Below are 17,666 nucleotides of genomic sequence, written 5' to 3' on the forward strand. Positions count from 1 at the left end.
GTGCCGACTACCGGAATCGAACTGGTGACCTACTGATTACAAGTCAGTTGCTCTACCTACTGAGCTAAGTCGGCACACTTTATTCTTTGTGCTTTTGTCCGTGTTATAACATTTCGTTAAGACACCAACAAATCAAATTGTGGTGCCCGGAGGCGGAATCGAACCACCGACACGAGGATTTTCAATCCTCTGCTCTACCGACTGAGCTATCCGGGCAACGGAGCGCTATTAAACGGATTTTCCCGCGTTGCGTCAACCACTTTTTTTAAATAATTTCAAAAAAGTGGTTGTTCGAACGCTTTTTATTCAACTGTCACTACAAAGTTTGCTTCGAGTTAAATTCCTTTTTGAAATTTGTAACTTTTTCTAGGTAGCGACGCGCTTCTGCGTTCGGGTGTTTCTTGGTTAACGCCCAATAAACTTGGTTGGGTTGCAATGAATTAAGATCTTGCATTGCGCGTTTGCGATCACTGCGATGAAATGTGTTTAAAACTCCTCCAGTACCGCCATTGTAAGCTGAAATCATGCTGTACTCGAGAGAGGTAGGGTGGCGGACTTCTCTTAAATAACGATTTTTTAAGATATAGAAATACGCAGTACCAGTATCTATGTTGTTTTCTGGATTAAACAAATATTCAGGGCTTGGTTGGCCCGAGCGCTTTTTCACGAGTTTGAACACATCTCGTCCCGCTGTTTTAGGTACAACTTGCATTAGGCCATATGCATTTGCCCAACTTACCGCGTATGGGTTGAAACTGCTCTCGGTTTTAATAATGGCGTATATCAAGTCTTCTGGAATGTCGTATTTCTTGGAAGCTCGACGCACGATATCGGCGTATTGGTAGCTGCGTGTTGAAAAGTGGTCTTCAACCATGGGAATTTCGACGTAATACGCTTTCTTGAAATCTACATTTTTGGTTTTTATTTTATTTGCGATGAGGTATTCCGCAAATCGGTTTGCCCGCCAAGACCATTGAATTGGCTTATTGTCTTGGTCGACAACTTGTTTATACAGGAATGGTTGCCCCTCTAACGTGATACCTTTAGAGGAGAATAAGTCGACGTGCGCGGGATCGTCTGGTGTTAATAAGGTGGTGACAATCGCGTCTTTTAGGTGTTTTTGGGGCTCGGTCGGTGATACGGTCTCTATCGTGATCACGCCTTTGCGAAAGTCGACCTCGGCGCGGCTAAGGTAGTTATCGATGTACTTAACGTAATTACTCTTGCCAGCGTACTTGATTTCTTTTTTACCCCAGCGCTTTTGAATATTGCCTGAAAAGCTATTGATTAAGGCATCTAGCGCCGCAGTATCTTTTTCAAATTGTCCTGGTAGCTCAGCTAAGTTATTGGCAAAACGGTTTGTTGGCTCGTAGTTGACGTCATAAATCTTTTCGACGAATTCACGGCTACAGCCTGCCATTAAAAGTGCGGCAGCAATAAAGACAATTTTTTTCATAAGTATCAGAGTTATTGAAGGTAATAGAAAAATGACACCACAAATGGTTGTGATGTCATTGTTTAACTCAAGCGACTTTATTCGCTCGGAGGTGTGTAACCTTCGATATGAACGTCTTTTCCTTCAAAGAGGAAATTTACCATTTCTGTTTCGATCAGTTTGCGGTGTTCTGGATCCATCATGTTGAGTTTCTTCTCGTTGATCAACATGGTTTGTTTGTGTTGCCACTGAGCCCACGCTTCTTTCGAGATGTTGTCGAAAATGCGTTTACCTAGTTCACCAGGGTAAAGTTGAAAGTCTAGACCTTCGCCTTCTTTCTTTAGTCGAGCACAAAATACAGTGCGGCTCATAATGACTCCTTGTATTCAATTAACGAAGTTCGTGGGGTAGCGTTTCCAGCAATAGTTTTACTGGCGCGGCTAAACCGACTTCTTCAGGTTTAGATAAGTTATACCAAAGACCTTTGTTGCCTTCCATTATCACGTCCGGTTGCTTTGATAAATCAATCAAAATTGGTGTGATATCTAGGTGGTAATGGCTGAATGTATGACGAAAGGTAATCAGTGTTTGCTTCTGTTTGATATTGCTGGCTTGAATGCCGCGTTGATCCAGTAGCAATTCAATGTCGCTTTCTGCATCCACATGTTCGGTTTGTGGGAAGCAGAATAAGCCACCCCAAATGCCTGTTTGTGGTCTTTGCTCCAACCACACCTCATGACCATTTTCGGTGTTGTGGTGAAGCATCACGAAACGAGTTTGCTTGATTGGCTTATCTTTCTTCGGTTTTTTGCCCGGGTAGTCGAGCACATTACCTTGTTGCTTTGCCACACACAGATCAGCAACAGGGCAGAGGCTACATTTGGGTTTGCTGCGTGTGCAGACCATTGCGCCCATGTCCATCATTGCCTGGTTATACTTATCTACATCCGTTTGTGGGGTGTGCGTTTCGGCAATTTCCCACAGCTGGTTTTCAACCTTTTTTTGTCCTGGCCATCCTGCAACTGCGAAACAGCGGGATAGGGTGCGCTTCACGTTACCATCAAGAATCGCGTGTGGTTGTTTATACACAGACGATAAAATGGCGGCAGCGGTAGAGCGACCAATCCCCGGTAGGGCGTTCATTTTCTCTATATCAAGAGGAAACTCACCATTGTATGTAGAGGCGACCTCTTGTGCTGCTTTGTGAAGGTTACGGGCTCGGGCGTAGTACCCTAAGCCAGTCCAAAGGTGTAGGACTTCATCTTGCTCAGCATTGGCAAGATCGATCACGGTTGGAAAGCGCTCCAAGAAACGTTGGTAATACGGAATAACCGTAGTGACCTGAGTTTGCTGAAGCATAATTTCAGACAACCAGACACTGTATGCGGTCTTATTTTGTTGCCACGGAAGATCTTTTCTTCCATATGCGTCATACCATTCTAGGATGGCACTGGCGAAAGGTGTCACGACTTGCTCTGTATTCTATTATTGGTTAGGTGCAAAATTGCACCACATAATGGGCAAGAAGTACAACGGATAAACAGTAGGGATATAAAGAGGTGTGTCGTTGCTTTTGGGTTGCCATAGACCAAGAGCTCAACAAATACTTGCACCTAAGTAAATTCTTTGGATAATCCCCGCTTTGATTAATCAATGTGCAGGCAAAATCAATGAGTGAAGTAACCACTAACGAATACAACGAAGACGGAAAGCTGATCCGCAAAATCCGCAGCTTTGTACGCCGTGAAGGGCGTTTGACTAAAGGTCAAGAGAGCGCGATGAATGAATGCTGGCCTACGATGGGTATTGACTTCAAAGCTGAACTTCTCGATTGGAAAGAGGTGTTTGGCAACGATAACCCAGTAGTGCTTGAGATCGGTTTTGGTATGGGTGCTTCATTGGTTGAAATGGCAAAGAACGCGCCAGAGAAAAACTTCATCGGTATCGAAGTTCATAGCCCAGGCGTTGGTGCTTGTCTTGCCGATGCTCGCGAAGCGGGAATTACTAACCTGCGTGTAATGTGTCACGATGCGGTAGAAGTATTCGAACACATGATCCCAAATGGCAGCTTATCGACACTGCAATTGTTCTTCCCAGACCCTTGGCATAAGAAGCGTCACCACAAGCGTCGTATTGTTCAATTAGGTTTTGCGGAAATGGTGCGTGAGAAGCTTATCCCTAATGAAGGTATTTTCCACATGGCGACCGACTGGGAAAACTACGCAGAGCACATGATTGAAGTGATGAACCAAGCGCCAGGTTTCGAAAACATTGCTAAAGATGGTGATTTCGTTCCTCGTCCAGACGATCGCCCGCTAACGAAGTTTGAAGCTCGTGGTCACCGTCTTGGTCACGGTGTTTGGGATATCAAATATAAGCGTATTGCGTAACCAGAGGAGTTCATGGGATGTACCATTACGCGATATTAGCGAATCCGGGTCATAACCGAATTTACTTTGATAGCGCAATGACCATTGCCTGTTCTGAGCTAAAAGCAATTTTAGCTTCACAAGGCGTGGATGTGACAGAAATTGGTAGTAAAGACGTTGGCTTACCTGCTGCGTTAGTGTTTTCTTGTCAGGAAGCGCTAACCGATGAGCAGGCGCGAAGAATCGCAGCCTCTTCGATTTACTATGCGCTATTTGAAGTGCGCGAAGATGGTTTACTTCGACCAGTTCAAGCGCCCGTATTTAACACTTTCCCGGAAAGTATGAGCCAGATTTTGCGCTACACCGGGAAAACAAACGAGCAGTTTACCCGTTTGATGGTGAATATCGGCATTAGTGCGTCCAATACGGGAAGTGAACAACTGACCTTAATGGATCCAATGTGTGGTAAAGGTACAACCTTATTTGAAGGCTTGATCCACGGTTTGAACGTGGTAGGGGTTGAGATCAACGCCAAGTGGGTGCAAGAGATCCAGACCTTTATTGTTAAGTTCATGAAGAATGGCCGCTTTAAGCACAAAGTGAGCAAAGAAAAGCGCACTGCGGGTGGCAAGAAAGTGGCGGATGGTTTCGTGGTTGAAGCTGCAGCAAATAAAGAAGATTACAACCAAGGCAATCTTCAATTTATGAAGCTGTATTCGGCTGATACTCGTATCGCTGATCAAGTCGTGAAAAAGAACTCAGTTGATGTGATGGTGTCTGATCTGCCTTATGGCGTGCAGCACGGCAGCAAAAATGCCAAGGACAGCAAACTGAACCGTAGTCCACTAGAGCTTTTAAAAGAGGCTCTGCCTGCATGGAAAGTGGTATTGAAAAAGCAAGGTTCAGTGGTGTTGTCTTTCAATGAATTCACATTGAAATGGAAAGATGTCGCGGCATTATTTGAAGAGCAAGGTTGGAAGGTACTTTCAGAAGAGCCTTACATCGGTTATCTTCACCGTGTTGATCAATCTATCAACCGCAATATTATTGTGGCAGTAAAACCATAATCGACTTGAGTCGAACGAACCCTATGGAAAAGCCAACGACACGTTGGCTTTTTTTACCTCTGAGCTCAACGAGTTCTCTTGTAAATAGAAGGTAGAGAATGAAACCGACAGTGGAAATTTTGACAGATATTTTGGCGGAAGTACGCCCTTTAATCGGCCAAGGTAAAGTGGCTGATTACATTCCTGCTCTGGCAAAAGTACCCAGCAACAAGTTAGGTATTGCGGTATACACCAACGAAGGTGAGGTTATTAAGGCGGGTGATGCCGATGAACCTTTCTCTATCCAATCTATTTCAAAAGCATTGAGCTTGACGTTAGCGATGTGCTTGTACAAGCAAGAAGAAATTTGGTCTCGAGTGGGAAAAGAGCCTTCGGGGCAGGCATTTAATTCGCTAATCCAGCTAGAAATGGAGCAAGGTATTCCTCGTAATCCATTTATAAATGCTGGAGCGATAGTAGTGGCGGATTTGTTACAAACTCGCTTATCTGCGCCTCGTCAGCGCCTGTTGGAGTTTGTGCGTCAGCTTTCTGGTGATACCCATATTGTGTATGACAAAGTCGTTGCGGCATCCGAAATGATGCATGGTGACCGTAATGCGGCGATTGCATATCTCATGCGTTCTTTTGGCAACTTCGAAAATGAAGTGATTCCAGTACTACAAAATTACTTCCACGCTTGTGCGCTGAAGATGAGTTGCGTCGATTTGGCTAAAACGTTTAGCTATTTAGCAAACAAGGGCACATCGGTACAAACGGGCAAGCCTGTAGTTTCTCCTGTGCAAACCAAACAACTTAATGCACTGTTAGCAACGTGTGGCTTGTATGATGGCGCGGGCGAGTTTGCTTATCGCGTTGGTATGCCTGGTAAGTCTGGTGTTGGTGGTGGCATTATTGCGGTAGTACCTGGTGAAATGACCATTTCAGTATGGTCTCCAGAGCTTGATCCTTCAGGTAACTCGCTTGCTGGTACTAAGGCGCTTGAGCTGCTCTCAGAGCGAATTGGCCGTTCAATTTTCTAATGTTGGAAATGTGTCAACCTTATTTAGGATGGTACTGTTTCTAAATAAAAAGCCTCTCAATTGAGAGGCTTTTTTTGTTTTGGGGTTGCGTTAGTCTTCGCTTTCTTCGGCCATAAAGGCTTCGAGCAAATCATTAAGGAAGAGCTTCCCTTTTTCAGTAATTTGCCAATGGGTAGCCGTTTCACTCAGGTAGCCCATTTCTATCGCCCAGTCGATGGTTTCTTGAATCGTACTGAGCGGTAAGCCCGTGGTGTCCACATAATCTTGCTTCGGACAGGCTTCGATTAAGCGGAATCGGTTCATAAAAAACTCGAATGGACGATCTTCATCCGCGACGACATGTTCTGTATGCAGATAAGGTTTGACCATATTTTGATAAGCCGCTAAATAGCCTCGCGGGTGTTTTACCTTTGTCGTTCGAATAATACGTCCGTCGGTAAAACTGAGTTTGCCATGAGAGCCACAACCGATACCAAGGTAATCACCAAAGCGCCAGTAGTTGAGGTTGTGCTGACACTGATAGCCCGGCTTGCTGTAACCGGAGATTTCATATTGCACATAACCCGCGGCTGCAAGTTTTTGGTGTCCGAGCTCGAAAATATCCCACAAGTCATCATCGTCAGGTAGCGTTGGTGGCTTGTAGTAGAACATGGTGTTTGGTTCGATGGTCAGCTGATACCAAGACAAGTGCGGCGGTGCCAACTCAATCGCTTTGTCCAAATCTGCCAAGGCTTGTGCGATGCTTTGATCAGGTAAGCCGTGCATGAGATCGAGGTTAAAGCTGTTCAAACCGATTTGGTGCGCCAGCTTAGCAGCATTGACGGCTTCGTCTTGGCCGTGAATGCGCCCCAAACGCTCAAGCTTCTGCTGCTCAAAGCTTTGTACGCCGATAGAGATACGCGTTACACCAGCTTTGCGGTAGCCAACAAAACGCTCTGCTTCGATGGTGCCTGGATTCGCTTCCATGGTTATTTCGATTTCAGGCTTGAACGGGATACGCGCTTCAATGCCCTTAAGTAGACGCTCGATGCCTTCTGCCGAAATCAAACTCGGCGTACCACCACCAATGAAGATTGAATGCAGTGGACGTGGCGCTTCGCTAAGTCGGTATTTCTCAATGTCGGTATCCAAATCTTCTAAAAGGGCACTGATGTACTCTTCTTCTGGAATCTCGGTTTTGAGCGCGTGAGAATTAAAGTCGCAATACGGGCACTTTTGCACACACCACGGGATGTGTACATACAAGCTGAGTGCTGGGGGCGTTAACATGGTCTAATTCGCTCGTGATTACTGAGACACTTGCTCAGACAGTTGAGCAAACAACGACTTGAGCGCTTTACCGCGGTGAGACAGTTGTTTCTTACGTGCAGGTTCAAGTTCGGCTGACGCACAGTTGTCTTCAGGAACAAAGAAGATTGGGTCGTAGCCAAAGCCATTTTCACCGTGTGCTTCAGTTAGAATTCGGCCTTCCCATTTACCGTGACAGACGATAGGCGTTGGGTCGTTCTCGTGACGCATGAGGACTAATACGCAGTGGAAACGTGCTGTACGCTCTGCTTCTGGTACGCCTTCCATTGCCGCTAGCAATTTTTCTAGATTCTCTTGATCAGATGCGCTCTCGCCTGCGTAACGTGCAGAGTAAATGCCCGGAGCGCCTTTTAAGAAATCGACTTCTAATCCAGAGTCGTCTGCAATGGCAGGAAGCCCTGTTTCTTGTGCGGCATGGCGAGCTTTAATGATTGCGTTTTCAATGAAAGTTGTACCCGTTTCAGCTACTTCCGATACATTGAATTCACTTTGCGCTAATACTTCAAAGCCGAAGTCAGACAACAAATCTGCCATTTCACGAACTTTGCCTTGGTTACCAGTTGCTAGCACAATTTTTTTCATGGGAATCTCTTTTAATAGTGATAGAGGAGAACAAATCGTTCTCCTCTAGATATTCTTTAACTAATAAGTGGTTTTTAGCCTGCTTAGATCCAAAAGCTTTTGGAACATCACAACCCAATTACTCTTCAACATAAAACTTCTGGGTGAATTTAAGCTTACCTGAGCCTTTGTTTCCAGCTTTTACGTCAATATCGAAAGTAAAAGTTTCTTCGTGGGTAATTGGTAGTTCGGCTAAATAGTATATCGCATTGCCTTCTTTGACTTCACGAAAGGTCAAGGTCTGAGTTTGGCCGATAAGGTTCTTCGCGCGTCCAGCAATTTTTGCTTCTAATGCTGGCTTACCCAATGAAGCTCTATCTAACACGCTAATATTAACCACAGCGAGGTATCCATTACGTTTGATATCGTAGCTACGTGCGACTTTGGGTGTTAGGAATGTTGAGTTAAACGCGACATAGTGTACTTCGATATCTTTCATATTTTTAAACTGATCGGCGAAGCTTGGTAACGACAACAGGCTAATCAGTAATGCGGTAATCCATTTGCTCATTGTTACTTCCTCAAAGCACTTGTTATAAAACAACCATAGCTGCAATTTTACCTTGGTCAGGGGGTAAAAAATGCGTACTCAGTCGTTGGTATTAGTAAGTGTGGTACAAAATCGTAAATAAAAAGCCATCATATGATGGCTTTAATTTCTGTCGGTATCTGGGTAGGCGATTCTATCCGAATTTGTTTGTGCCGTCCTAATTCACCTTTTTCTATGTGAACCAAGCCCTTAGCGATTTTAAACTGCTTGGCTAAGAACTTAGTTAGGTGTGCATTAGCTTTGCCATCGACAGGTGGAGCAGTAATAGCGATTTTTAGCTCTTCACCATGCAAGCCAACGATTTTATCGCGGCTAGCTTTAGGTTGAATATAGAGCTTCAGGATGATGTCCTCACCATCTTGCCAAACTGCAGCTGACATTATAGCTGGAACCAAATTGGACCAATGATATCGCCCATTAAGAAGTTCGCGAACTGCAAGCCGATAAATAACACCAGTACGCTTAAATCAAGACCACCAATAGCCGGAAGAATACGACGGATTGGAGCGCACATTGGCTCGGTCAGTTGATGGAATACGTACTCGATAGGGCTGCGGCCTTGGCTTACCCAGCTCAAAATTGCACGGATCAATAGTACCCAGAACAATAGGCCACCTGCGGCTTTGATTAATGATAATAAGCCCAAGAATAAGAAGTCAGCGCTGAAAGAGACGGAACCGTTCGAAGCTATTAGGATAAGCACGACAAATTTAAGCACACACAACACGTAGGCAAACAACACGGTTGCTAGGTCAATATTCCCCACGGAAGGGATAACGCGGCGCAATGGACCAATGACCGGCTGAGTCGCTTTTACTATGAATTGCGAGAATGGGTTGTAGAAGTCTGCGCGCGCAGCTTGCAACCAAATTCGCAAAATTACGACCATGATGTACAGGTCAAATAGGGTTGAGATGAGAAAACTCATTGAATTCATAAGGTACCCTTAACAAGTGATGGATGATACTAAACGGAGTTCATCCAAATAATTAAAACAGTTTTTCCATTTCTTCCGCGCGAGCCACAGCAGCTTGCATGGCTTTAGCGACAATATCTGAAAGTTGATGTTCGTTGAATGTACGCAGTGCTTCTGCCGTTGTCCCACCTTTCGATGTTACGTTCTCACGCAGGGTCGATAGCTCAGTTTCTGGGTTGCTAACCACCATACTGGCCGCGCCCAGTGCCGCTTGCTGAACCAATAGTCGAGCGGTCTCTTTATCAAAGCCTTGCGCAATCGCTTCTGCTTGCATCGCTTCCATAAACAGGAAGAAGTATGCTGGAGCACTGCCCGCTGCGGCAATCACATTATTGATGCCAGACTCTTGCTCAACCCAGCATACTTTACCGACCGCTTCCATTAACTCTGCGGCAAAAGCTTTGTCGTGCTCGGTTACATGAGTTGGTGCGAACAACCCACTCATACCCAACCCAAGCTGTGATGGCGTATTTGGCATAACACGAACCAAGTTCAATTTGGTGGCTAGCATATCATCCAATCGTGAACAGTTGATGCCTGCGGCAATAGAAATCACCAGTTTATTAGTGAAATCGATCGATTGCAGTGGTTTACAGACATCCGCCATCATTTGCGGTTTTACAGACAATACCACCACATCCGCCTCGGTCGCAGCTTGGATGTTATCGCTGGTGGTACGGATGCCAAAATCTTGTTCTAGCAGAAGGCGACGAGCCTCTGAAGGAGCCGTTGCGGTAATGTTTTGCGCTGGGTATCCGTTAGCAACCAAGCCGGAAACAATGGCTCTCACCATGTTGCCAGCACCAATGAAGGCGATTTTTTTATGTTCCATTTGTCTGATTTCCATCATGATATTTAGAATTTGTTGTGCGCTCAGGTGTATAATGGCGCCGCTGTTACTTACTGCTCCTATTGGCGAGTAAGATGATTGCGCATTTACGCTCTAACGATTGACGACATAACTTATGTCGCGAGTGAGCGTTTTGTTGATTTAGCTGTAGTCTCGTGCGCCGAAAATAGCGGTTCCAATACGAACCATTGTACTACCAGCTTCGATTGCAGCGGTCATATCACCACTCATTCCCATTGATAATGTATCGATTTCTGGGAACTGTGCTTCGAGTGTTTGCTTCAACGTAGCCAACTTCTGAAATTCACGGAGTTGTGATTCGTAGTCAGACACGTTGGCAGGAATCGACATCAACCCTCTTAAAGTGAGGTTGGGTAGGCGAGAAATCAACTCCGCCAGCTCGAATACTTCCGCTTCAGTGACACCAGACTTAGATGCCTCACCACTGGTGTTAACCTGAATCAGAACTTGTAGCGGTTTAAGTTCGCTTGGCCGCTGATCATTCAGGCGTTGAGCAATCTTGGTTCGATCGATGGTGTGAACCCAATCGAAATGTTCAGCAACAAGTCGCGATTTATTGGATTGAATCGGGCCAATGAAGTGCCATTCGATTCGATTATCTGGATAATGCTCGGCAAAGTGCTGAACTTTACTGACGCCCTCTTGAACGTAGTTTTCACCAAAGGCGGTTTGTCCCGCTTGGTAGGCTTCGAGAATTGCCTCGACAGGTTTAGTTTTGCTTACCGCTAGAAGTTGCACTGACTCTGGAGTTCGACCACATTTTTGCTCGTCATATCGAATTTGAGAGGTGATATGTTCAATATTTTGTTGAATACTACTCATAGCTGTACTTTAGACTTAAGGATTTTAAATGGATATCACTGAGTTACTGGATTTTAGTGTAAAACATAATGCCTCGGATCTACATCTTTCTGCAGGTGTCCCACCAATGGTTCGTATTGATGGGGATGTGAGAAAACTAGGCATTCCAGCGTTTACACACCAAGAAGTGCATCGTTTGGTTTTCGAAATCATGAACGATGCCCAACGCAGTGAGTTCGAAGAAAAACTCGAAGTCGATTTCTCTTTTGAGTTGCATAACGTTGGCCGTTTCCGTGTCAACGCTTTCAACCAATCTCGCGGTTGTGCGGCAGTATTCCGTACCATTCCAAGTAGCATTCCAACTCTGGAAGAGCTAGAAGCGCCAGAGATCTTCAAAAAAATTGCGAACGCTGAAAAAGGCTTAGTTCTGGTCACTGGCCCAACAGGTTCAGGTAAATCGACGACCTTAGCAGCCATTGTTGACTACATTAACCGTAATCACAACAAGCACGTACTCACAATTGAAGATCCGATTGAATTTGTTCACAACAACAATAAATGTTTGATCAACCAGCGTGAAGTTCACCGTGACACCCATAGTTTCCAAAACGCACTGCGCAGCGCATTGCGTGAAGACCCGGATGTCATTCTGGTTGGTGAGATGCGTGACAAAGAAACCATCAGCCTTGCGTTAACGGCGGCGGAAACGGGGCACTTAGTGTTCGGCACGTTACATACCAGCTCGGCGGCAAAAACCATTGACCGTATTATCGATGTGTTCCCTGGCAGCGATAAAGACATGGTGCGCTCGATGCTTTCTGAATCCCTTCGTTCGGTTATCGCACAAAAATTATTGAAACGTAATGGTGGTGGCCGTATTGCATGCCATGAAATTATGATGGCAACGCCTGCGATTCGTAACTTGATCCGCGAAGACAAAGTCGCGCAGATGTATTCGATCATTCAAACAGGTGCGGCTCACGGCATGCAAACCATGGAGCAAAATGCTCGTCAGTTAATGGCGCAAGGCATGGTTGCTCGTGAAGAGGTCGATAGTAAGATCGGATTAGAAGTGCAGCAATTCTCGTAACGTTCATACAGATAATGGTGAATACGGAAGATGGATCTAGATAAATTTCTCGAAGGCATGTTGGCGCTGAAAGCGTCGGATCTTTACATCACGGTTGGAGCGCCAATTCTATTTCGTGTGGATGGCGAATTGCGTCCGCAAGGGGAAAAACTCACCGAGAGTGATGTGGCTGCATTACTCGACAGCGCTATGGAACCAGATCGGCGTCAGGAATTTCGTAAAAGTCGCGAGTCGAATTTTGCCATTGTGAGAGATTGTGGTCGCTTCCGTGTGAGTGCCTTTTTTCAACGCGAGTTACCAGGCGCAGTGATTCGTCGTATTGAAACTAATATTCCTACTTTTGAGCAGTTAAAGTTACCGTTAGTGTTGCAAGATTTGGCGATAGCTAAGCTTGGTTTGGTGCTGGTGGTCGGTGCTACTGGGTCGGGTAAATCGACCACCATGGCGGCGATGACAGGCTATCGAAACAGCAATAAAACCGGGCACATTTTGACGGTCGAAGATCCGATCGAGTTCGTGCATGAACACAAGCGCTGTATCGTGACTCAACGTGAAGTTGGGTTAGATACGGAAAGCTATGAAGTTGCGCTTAAAAACTCGCTGCGCCAAGCACCAGATATGATTTTGATTGGTGAGATCCGTAGCCGTGAAACAATGGAATACGCGATGACCTTCGCCGAAACGGGTCACCTGTGTATGGCAACGTTGCACGCCAACAATGCAAACCAAGCTTTAGAGCGCATTCTTCACTTGGTACCGAAAGATCAAAAAGAACAATTCTTGTTCGATTTGTCGATGAACCTAAAAGGCGTGGTTGGTCAGCAGCTGATCCGAGATAAAAATGGGCAGGGACGTCATGGTGTATTTGAGATCTTGCTAAATAGTCCACGTGTGTCGGATTTGATTCGTCGCGGAGATTTACATGAGTTGAAGTCAACCATGGCTCGCTCAAATGAGTTTGGTATGCTGACGTTCGATCAATCTCTTTATAAGTTAGTGATGCAAGGTAAGATCAGCGAAGAGGATGCACTACATAGTGCCGACTCAGCGAATGATCTGCGCTTGATGTTGAAAACGCAGCGTGGTGAAGCATTCTCTACGGGCAGTTTGGCGAACGTTAAGATCGATATGGATTAATCCAATCCAGAAACAAAAAAGGTTGGCAGGAGCCAACCTTTTTTCATTGTGCTTGAAGTGTTTACTCACCCCAAAGAGCTTCAAACCAGCTTTCTAGAATCACCACTGCTGACTGGCAGTCAACATTACCTTTCGATAGGGCTTTGTAGCCGCCCATGCTGAACAACTCCGCACGAGCTTCTGCAGTAGATAAACGCTCATCATGCAGTTCAACAGGCAATCCGTATCGGCCTTGCAGACGCTTAGCAAATTTTCGTGCACGAGGGGTTATGGTCTCAAGGTCTTTACCATGCAGATCGGTCGGTAAACCGACCACTAGCAAATCTGGTTGCCACTCTTTGATTTGCTTTTCGATATCGTCCCAGTTTGGAATACCGTCATTGGCTTTAAAGGCTTTTAATGGGGAAGCTGTACCAGTAATTTCTTGGCCAATAGCGCTACCAATGCTTTTGGTTCCAAAGTCAAAAGCCATAATTGTGCGTGACATAAGGTGTCTCTATCTAATGTAACTGTATATTTGGACTAAGCATGTCCAGAGTCTGCTGAAAGGTGACTTGGGTCGATACCCAGCTTTTCGACCGCTTTCTTCCAACGCTCGTTGATTGGTGTATTAAAGATAATTTCAGGCGTCGCTTCAATGGTGAGCCAAGAGTTTTCGACCAGCTCACTTTCTAATTGGCCTGCACTCCAACCGGAGTAGCCAAGTGCCACTAAGTAATCACTTGGTTCTGCTTCTGTTCCTAACACCGACAGAATATCACGCGAAGTGGTTACCGCGAGGTCATCGGTCATTTGGACGCTGGACTCGTAGTAATCTTTGGGTTTATGCAAAATAAAACCACGATCTTCCGAGATTGGGCCGCCATTGTAGACTGGTCTATCTAGACTGGCTTCAAACAGGCGAGGGTGTACTGGCTGAACTTCCACCTGCTTGAGCATGTTGCCGACGGTGATATCAACAGGAGCATTGATCATCAGCCCCATAGCGCCGTCTTCGTTGTGCTCACAAACGTAGATCACGCTGTTTTGAAAGTACGGATCTTTCATCCCAGGCATGGCAACCAAAAAGTGATTTGTGAGATTCATACTCATACTGACCCTTAACTCTCGTAAATGCCCTTAAGCAAACATCATACAGTTTACCATCTAGGTATGTGCATGAGTTTGCTTAAGTTAATGTACTACGCTCTCTATTAACTGTAATACAGTTTGAGTTATTCGCCTTTTACTCGACGCTCAATCGCATCCATCAGCTTGCCTGTGATTGAGATATCAAAAGCTGCTTCAATTTCGCGAATACAGGTTGGGCTGGTGACGTTGATTTCTGTTAGCTTGTCGCCAATTACGTCAAGGCCAACAAAGATAAGGCCTTTTTCTTTCAATGTCGGAGCAACGGTTTGCGCAATTTTGAGGTCGGTTTCGCTTAGCGGACGAGCTTCACCAGTACCACCAGCGGCTAGGTTGCCGCGCGTTTCGCCTTTAGCAGGAATGCGTGCTAGACAGTAAGGCATAGGTTCGCCATCTACCACTAAGATACGTTTGTCACCGTTGCTGATATCTGGCACGAAGGTTTGCGCCATTGCGTAGTTTTGACCGTGGTTAGTCAATGTCTCGATGATCACAGAGACGTTTGGATCGTTTTCTTTTACACGGAAGATGGACGCGCCACCCATACCATCAAGCGGTTTCAGGATGACATCACCATGTTTTTCACGAAATTCTTTAATTTTCTCTGCTTTTCGCGTCACGATCGTTGTAGGTGTCAGCTCTGGGAACCATGCCGTAAACAGCTTTTCGTTACAATCACGTAAGCTTTGAGGCTTGTTAACGATCAGTGCACCTTGTTCTTCTGCACGCTCAAGGATGTAAGTCGCGTAGATGTATTCAGTATCAAACGGAGGATCTTTACGCATTAGCACCGCGTCTAGCTCAGACAGTTCGATAGTTTGCTCTGATTTGAACTCGTACCAACCGTTTGGATCTTCTTTTAGTTCTACCACTTTAGTATCTGCAATGGCAACGCCTTGATCGAGATGCAGATCATTCATTTCCATGTAGTGGATTTCATAGCCGCGTCGTTGCGCTTCAAGCATCATGGCAAAGCTAGAGTCTTTTTTGATGTTAATGGACGAGATTGGGTCCATTACGATACCGAGTTTGATCATTATTTTTCTCCGTTTTAACCAAGATCGCCGAAACGAACTTGTAAGGCTGTAATTGCTGTCAGAGCCGCTGTTTCGGTACGCAGAACGCGAGGGCCGAGTAGCGTTTCTTCAAATTGGTATTCTCGAGTCATCTCGATCTCTTCAGACGATAAACCGCCTTCAGGACCGATCAGTAGGCGCACTTTTTCAACCGGGGTTGGCAAAGTGTTGATTGAGTATTTAGCACGAGGGTGAAGGTTAAGCTTTAAACCATCGTACTCTTCTTTACACCACTCTTCCAAGCTCATAATTGGACGAATTTCGGGCACGACATTACGCCCACATTGCTCACAGGCACTGATGGCGATTTTCTGCCATTGCGCGAGTTTTTTCTCAAAACGCTTTTGGTCAAGCTTGACGCCACAACGTTCAGAAATCAGAGGAGTGATGGTATTGACGCCAAGTTCAACAGACTTTTGGATGGTGAACTCCATCTTATCGCCACGTGAAATGACTTGACCAAGGTGCAGATCTAAAGGGGATTCAATACTGCTTTCTACACGCTCGGTGATGTTAACCAAAACTGATTTCTTGCTGACTTCACTGATAACCGCTGGGAACTCTGCGCCACTGTCGTCAAAAAGGAGAACGTCTTGGCCTTCTTTCATGCGCAAAACACGACCGATATGGCCTGCTGCGTCGTCACTTAAAGCAAGTGAGCCAAGTTGATGAATGGTTTCTGGATGATAAATTCGAGGGGTACGCATGAGATTTCCAGCAAGAGAATAAACTTAAACCCTAACATGGATGCTTTGCACCGAAAAAACAAGGGGCAAGAAGCGTTTCAATATCAGTAATTGAAACGCTTCGAGGTCGGAGGTTACAGTGCGCGGCAGGCTTCTTGAACAAATGGGTTGTGATTGCCCTGTACTTTTGCAATGCGCTCGTCACGCTCACATTCCCATTTATCGACAGGATAGGTTTTGTTCCAAGCACTCATTAATTGCGTTTGCTGCTTCGACAGTTTGAAACCGTACTCTTTGCTCATGTATAGATAGGTACGAGCAATTGAGCCACGCGCACGGTCTGGTGGCATGACTTTACGCTGCTTAAAGTTCACTTGCATCTCACAGCGACCATAACTCACGCCATCCATACCGTTCCATTGGCTGAAGTTGTAGTTCGAACGGTCACCGTTTACTTCACCAATAGCAGGAGTTAGGTTGTGCAAGTCTGCTTCCATCAAACGAAAAGTTTTGTCTTTTTTCTTACAGTTTTTACGTCCGCCATCTTGCCAGCATTGACGCTGGTGGCCAAATTGCCACGCAGGAACAACGTGCTCCCATTCGATTCGTGCAGCCCGTTTTTCTTGTTTACGGACTTGGTAACCGCAAGAGGCTAAATCGGGTAAGCCTTTCTTGCCTTGCCATTGAATGTTACAGCCACAGTAGAAGCTTGTTGGATGGTCTTGATAAATTTTGACCGCCTCACGTTTGGCAGCAGAGAATGAGCTCGGTGGCGCGGCAATCGCAGTGCTAGAAAGCGCGATAAGCAACAGAGAGAGTAAGTATTTCATGATAAAAGTCTTTATAAAGTATGACTTTATTCATGATAACACGCACAAAATAGCTTTAGTGATGAGTAAGTTAACAATAGTTGGCGAAGGGAAGGTTTTGATCAACTCGATCTTTATTTTGGGAACGCAAGTAACACTATGAGGTAAGGGCTACGATAATTGAATACCGGTGAAGTTAAGTGGTTGGCGGCATTTTTGACAAGAGTACGTCGCCTCTTTGCGCAGCACTTTATTATGACGGCGAATCGATAGAGGGTAGGTCATACAACCACAACGATACTCAAAGGTTTTACCTTGAACGGATTTTACTTCAAAGCTGTGAGTGGTTTTGGCTGGTACGTTAAATACGGCTTCCATGACGCCTTTCCATTCTTTACCGTGAGGCCTAACTCGCCCGTAAACCTGATAAGTAATCAGGTGTGCTACTTCATGAGGAATGACTTCATCTAAGAATGCTTGGGTGTTTTCGCGAAATAAAACAGGGTTTAGGCGTACTTGATTTAATTGAAGGTAGGCTTTTCCTGCCGCTTTCCCACGGACGTCGAAGGTGATTGTTGGAATCGGGAAAGAACGTTTGAAAGCTTGTTCCGCCATCGCGATACAGCCCGCCATCACTTGCTTGGCTTTATAGCTGAGTTCTATATCCACAATTCACCTCGATAAATCAAATAAAAAAGCCCCCGCATTTGCGAGGGCCAGATC

Annotated in this window: 21 protein-coding genes and 2 tRNA genes; 5 read left to right on the plus strand and 18 right to left on the minus strand. The window is 45.5% G+C overall.

What is annotated here, in order from left to right; translation table 11 throughout:
* Window position 1: 1 nt before the first annotated feature.
* From R8N49_RS01965 to mutY, 5 genes are all read right to left on the minus strand, one after another.
* A tRNA-Thr gene (locus R8N49_RS01965) sits at window positions 2–74 on the minus strand.
* 66 nt (window positions 75–140) lie between these two features.
* Window positions 141–216, minus strand: a tRNA-Phe gene (locus tag R8N49_RS01970).
* A gap of 100 nt (window positions 217–316) precedes the next feature.
* Entirely contained in the window at window positions 317–1,456 is a 1,140-nt protein-coding gene (gene mltC / locus R8N49_RS01975) for a membrane-bound lytic murein transglycosylase MltC (RefSeq protein ID WP_005381001.1), read from the minus strand.
* A gap of 77 nt (window positions 1,457–1,533) precedes the next feature.
* Entirely contained in the window at window positions 1,534–1,806 is a 273-nt protein-coding gene (locus tag R8N49_RS01980; protein ID WP_005381002.1) for an oxidative damage protection protein, read from the minus strand.
* A 19-nt stretch (window positions 1,807–1,825) separates the two neighbouring features.
* On the minus strand, window positions 1,826–2,902 hold the full coding sequence (gene mutY / locus R8N49_RS01985; RefSeq protein ID WP_017635575.1) for an A/G-specific adenine glycosylase: 1,077 nt from the start codon (window positions 2,900–2,902) through the stop codon (window positions 1,826–1,828).
* 203 nt (window positions 2,903–3,105) lie between these two features.
* Between mutY and trmB the strand changes: the two genes are divergently transcribed.
* From trmB to glsB, 3 genes are all read left to right on the plus strand, one after another.
* Window positions 3,106–3,825 carry a tRNA (guanosine(46)-N7)-methyltransferase TrmB gene (trmB, locus tag R8N49_RS01990; protein WP_005384506.1) on the plus strand — a complete coding sequence of 240 codons (720 nt, stop codon included), beginning with the start codon at window positions 3,106–3,108 and terminating at the stop codon, window positions 3,823–3,825.
* 17 nt (window positions 3,826–3,842) lie between these two features.
* Window positions 3,843–4,871: a TRM11 family SAM-dependent methyltransferase gene (locus tag R8N49_RS01995; RefSeq protein WP_005384509.1), complete on the plus strand. Its 1,029-nt coding sequence runs from the start codon at window positions 3,843–3,845 to the stop codon at window positions 4,869–4,871.
* Between the two features lie 98 nt (window positions 4,872–4,969).
* Entirely contained in the window at window positions 4,970–5,890 is a 921-nt protein-coding gene (glsB, locus tag R8N49_RS02000; protein WP_005381007.1) for a glutaminase B, read from the plus strand.
* A 90-nt stretch (window positions 5,891–5,980) separates the two neighbouring features.
* Here glsB and hemW read toward each other — a convergent pair whose 3' ends face one another.
* The 7 genes from hemW to R8N49_RS02035 form a co-directional block, all read right to left on the minus strand.
* Window positions 5,981–7,159: a radical SAM family heme chaperone HemW gene (gene hemW, locus R8N49_RS02005; protein WP_258489194.1), complete on the minus strand. Its 1,179-nt coding sequence runs from the start codon at window positions 7,157–7,159 to the stop codon at window positions 5,981–5,983.
* 18 nt (window positions 7,160–7,177) lie between these two features.
* A complete protein-coding gene (locus R8N49_RS02010; RefSeq protein ID WP_005381009.1) occupies window positions 7,178–7,780 on the minus strand; it encodes an XTP/dITP diphosphatase in 603 nt (200 codons plus the stop codon).
* Between the two features lie 118 nt (window positions 7,781–7,898).
* On the minus strand, window positions 7,899–8,330 hold the full coding sequence (locus R8N49_RS02015) for a DUF4426 domain-containing protein (protein WP_005381010.1): 432 nt from the start codon (window positions 8,328–8,330) through the stop codon (window positions 7,899–7,901).
* Window positions 8,331–8,458: 128 nt separating this feature from the next.
* Complete coding sequence (gene yggU / locus R8N49_RS02020; RefSeq protein WP_005381011.1) at window positions 8,459–8,749, minus strand: DUF167 family protein YggU; 291 nt, start codon at window positions 8,747–8,749, stop codon at window positions 8,459–8,461.
* Complete coding sequence (locus R8N49_RS02025) at window positions 8,749–9,306, minus strand: YggT family protein (protein ID WP_005381012.1); 558 nt, start codon at window positions 9,304–9,306, stop codon at window positions 8,749–8,751. Before R8N49_RS02025 ends, yggU begins: the two co-directional genes overlap by 1 nt.
* Window positions 9,307–9,358: 52 nt before the next feature.
* Window positions 9,359–10,177: a pyrroline-5-carboxylate reductase gene (gene proC / locus R8N49_RS02030; RefSeq protein WP_005381013.1), complete on the minus strand. Its 819-nt coding sequence runs from the start codon at window positions 10,175–10,177 to the stop codon at window positions 9,359–9,361.
* A gap of 159 nt (window positions 10,178–10,336) precedes the next feature.
* The gene (locus R8N49_RS02035; RefSeq protein WP_005384521.1) at window positions 10,337–11,038 is read right to left on the minus strand and encodes a YggS family pyridoxal phosphate-dependent enzyme; all 702 of its coding nucleotides are present in this window, start codon (window positions 11,036–11,038) and stop codon (window positions 10,337–10,339) included.
* Between the two features lie 28 nt (window positions 11,039–11,066).
* Between R8N49_RS02035 and R8N49_RS02040 the strand changes: the two genes are divergently transcribed.
* Complete coding sequence (locus R8N49_RS02040; RefSeq protein ID WP_005381015.1) at window positions 11,067–12,107, plus strand: type IV pilus twitching motility protein PilT; 1,041 nt, start codon at window positions 11,067–11,069, stop codon at window positions 12,105–12,107.
* Window positions 12,108–12,137: 30 nt separating this feature from the next.
* Window positions 12,138–13,244 carry a PilT/PilU family type 4a pilus ATPase gene (locus R8N49_RS02045; protein ID WP_318189859.1) on the plus strand — a complete coding sequence of 369 codons (1,107 nt, stop codon included), beginning with the start codon at window positions 12,138–12,140 and terminating at the stop codon, window positions 13,242–13,244.
* Window positions 13,245–13,305: 61 nt separating this feature from the next.
* Here R8N49_RS02045 and ruvX read toward each other — a convergent pair whose 3' ends face one another.
* From ruvX to R8N49_RS02075, 6 genes are all read right to left on the minus strand, one after another.
* Entirely contained in the window at window positions 13,306–13,731 is a 426-nt protein-coding gene (gene ruvX, locus R8N49_RS02050) for a Holliday junction resolvase RuvX (protein WP_005381017.1), read from the minus strand.
* A gap of 35 nt (window positions 13,732–13,766) precedes the next feature.
* A complete protein-coding gene (locus R8N49_RS02055; protein ID WP_005381020.1) occupies window positions 13,767–14,330 on the minus strand; it encodes a YqgE/AlgH family protein in 564 nt (187 codons plus the stop codon).
* A 128-nt stretch (window positions 14,331–14,458) separates the two neighbouring features.
* A complete protein-coding gene (gene gshB / locus R8N49_RS02060) occupies window positions 14,459–15,409 on the minus strand; it encodes a glutathione synthase (protein ID WP_005381021.1) in 951 nt (316 codons plus the stop codon).
* Between the two features lie 14 nt (window positions 15,410–15,423).
* On the minus strand, window positions 15,424–16,155 hold the full coding sequence (rsmE, locus tag R8N49_RS02065; protein ID WP_053350809.1) for a 16S rRNA (uracil(1498)-N(3))-methyltransferase: 732 nt from the start codon (window positions 16,153–16,155) through the stop codon (window positions 15,424–15,426).
* Window positions 16,156–16,268: 113 nt separating this feature from the next.
* A complete protein-coding gene (gene endA, locus R8N49_RS02070) occupies window positions 16,269–16,964 on the minus strand; it encodes a deoxyribonuclease I (RefSeq protein WP_053306786.1) in 696 nt (231 codons plus the stop codon).
* Between the two features lie 150 nt (window positions 16,965–17,114).
* Window positions 17,115–17,612, minus strand: a complete 498-nt coding sequence (locus tag R8N49_RS02075) for a SprT family zinc-dependent metalloprotease (RefSeq protein ID WP_005381025.1) — start codon at window positions 17,610–17,612, stop codon at window positions 17,115–17,117.
* Window positions 17,613–17,666: the final 54 nt, after the last annotated feature.

This window comes from Vibrio sp. 1978, assembly GCF_033344345.1.

Bases quoted from the DNA above. Each gene is read 5' to 3' on its own strand.
- ruvX (WP_005381017.1), bottom strand. From the start codon at position 13,731: ATGTCACGCACAATTATGGCTTTTGACTTTGGAACCAAAAGCATTGGT.
- R8N49_RS02040 (WP_005381015.1), top strand. From the start codon at position 11,067: ATGGATATCACTGAGTTACTGGATTTTAGTGTAAAACATAATGCCTCG.
- mltC (WP_005381001.1), bottom strand. From the start codon at position 1,456: ATGAAAAAAATTGTCTTTATTGCTGCCGCACTTTTAATGGCAGGCTGT.
- R8N49_RS01995 (WP_005384509.1), top strand. From the start codon at position 3,843: ATGTACCATTACGCGATATTAGCGAATCCGGGTCATAACCGAATTTAC.
- R8N49_RS02010 (WP_005381009.1), bottom strand. From the start codon at position 7,780: ATGAAAAAAATTGTGCTAGCAACTGGTAACCAAGGCAAAGTTCGTGAA.
- R8N49_RS02015 (WP_005381010.1), bottom strand. From the start codon at position 8,330: ATGAGCAAATGGATTACCGCATTACTGATTAGCCTGTTGTCGTTACCA.
- R8N49_RS02035 (WP_005384521.1), bottom strand. From the start codon at position 11,038: ATGAGTAGTATTCAACAAAATATTGAACATATCACCTCTCAAATTCGA.
- R8N49_RS02025 (WP_005381012.1), bottom strand. From the start codon at position 9,306: ATGAATTCAATGAGTTTTCTCATCTCAACCCTATTTGACCTGTACATC.
- R8N49_RS02045 (WP_318189859.1), top strand. From the start codon at position 12,138: ATGGATCTAGATAAATTTCTCGAAGGCATGTTGGCGCTGAAAGCGTCG.
- gshB (WP_005381021.1), bottom strand. From the start codon at position 15,409: ATGATCAAACTCGGTATCGTAATGGACCCAATCTCGTCCATTAACATC.
- proC (WP_005381013.1), bottom strand. From the start codon at position 10,177: ATGGAACATAAAAAAATCGCCTTCATTGGTGCTGGCAACATGGTGAGA.
- yggU (WP_005381011.1), bottom strand. From the start codon at position 8,749: ATGTCAGCTGCAGTTTGGCAAGATGGTGAGGACATCATCCTGAAGCTC.
- glsB (WP_005381007.1), top strand. From the start codon at position 4,970: ATGAAACCGACAGTGGAAATTTTGACAGATATTTTGGCGGAAGTACGC.
- hemW (WP_258489194.1), bottom strand. From the start codon at position 7,159: ATGTTAACGCCCCCAGCACTCAGCTTGTATGTACACATCCCGTGGTGT.
- rsmE (WP_053350809.1), bottom strand. From the start codon at position 16,155: ATGCGTACCCCTCGAATTTATCATCCAGAAACCATTCATCAACTTGGC.
- R8N49_RS02055 (WP_005381020.1), bottom strand. From the start codon at position 14,330: ATGAATCTCACAAATCACTTTTTGGTTGCCATGCCTGGGATGAAAGAT.
- R8N49_RS01980 (WP_005381002.1), bottom strand. From the start codon at position 1,806: ATGAGCCGCACTGTATTTTGTGCTCGACTAAAGAAAGAAGGCGAAGGT.
- trmB (WP_005384506.1), top strand. From the start codon at position 3,106: ATGAGTGAAGTAACCACTAACGAATACAACGAAGACGGAAAGCTGATC.
- endA (WP_053306786.1), bottom strand. From the start codon at position 16,964: ATGAAATACTTACTCTCTCTGTTGCTTATCGCGCTTTCTAGCACTGCG.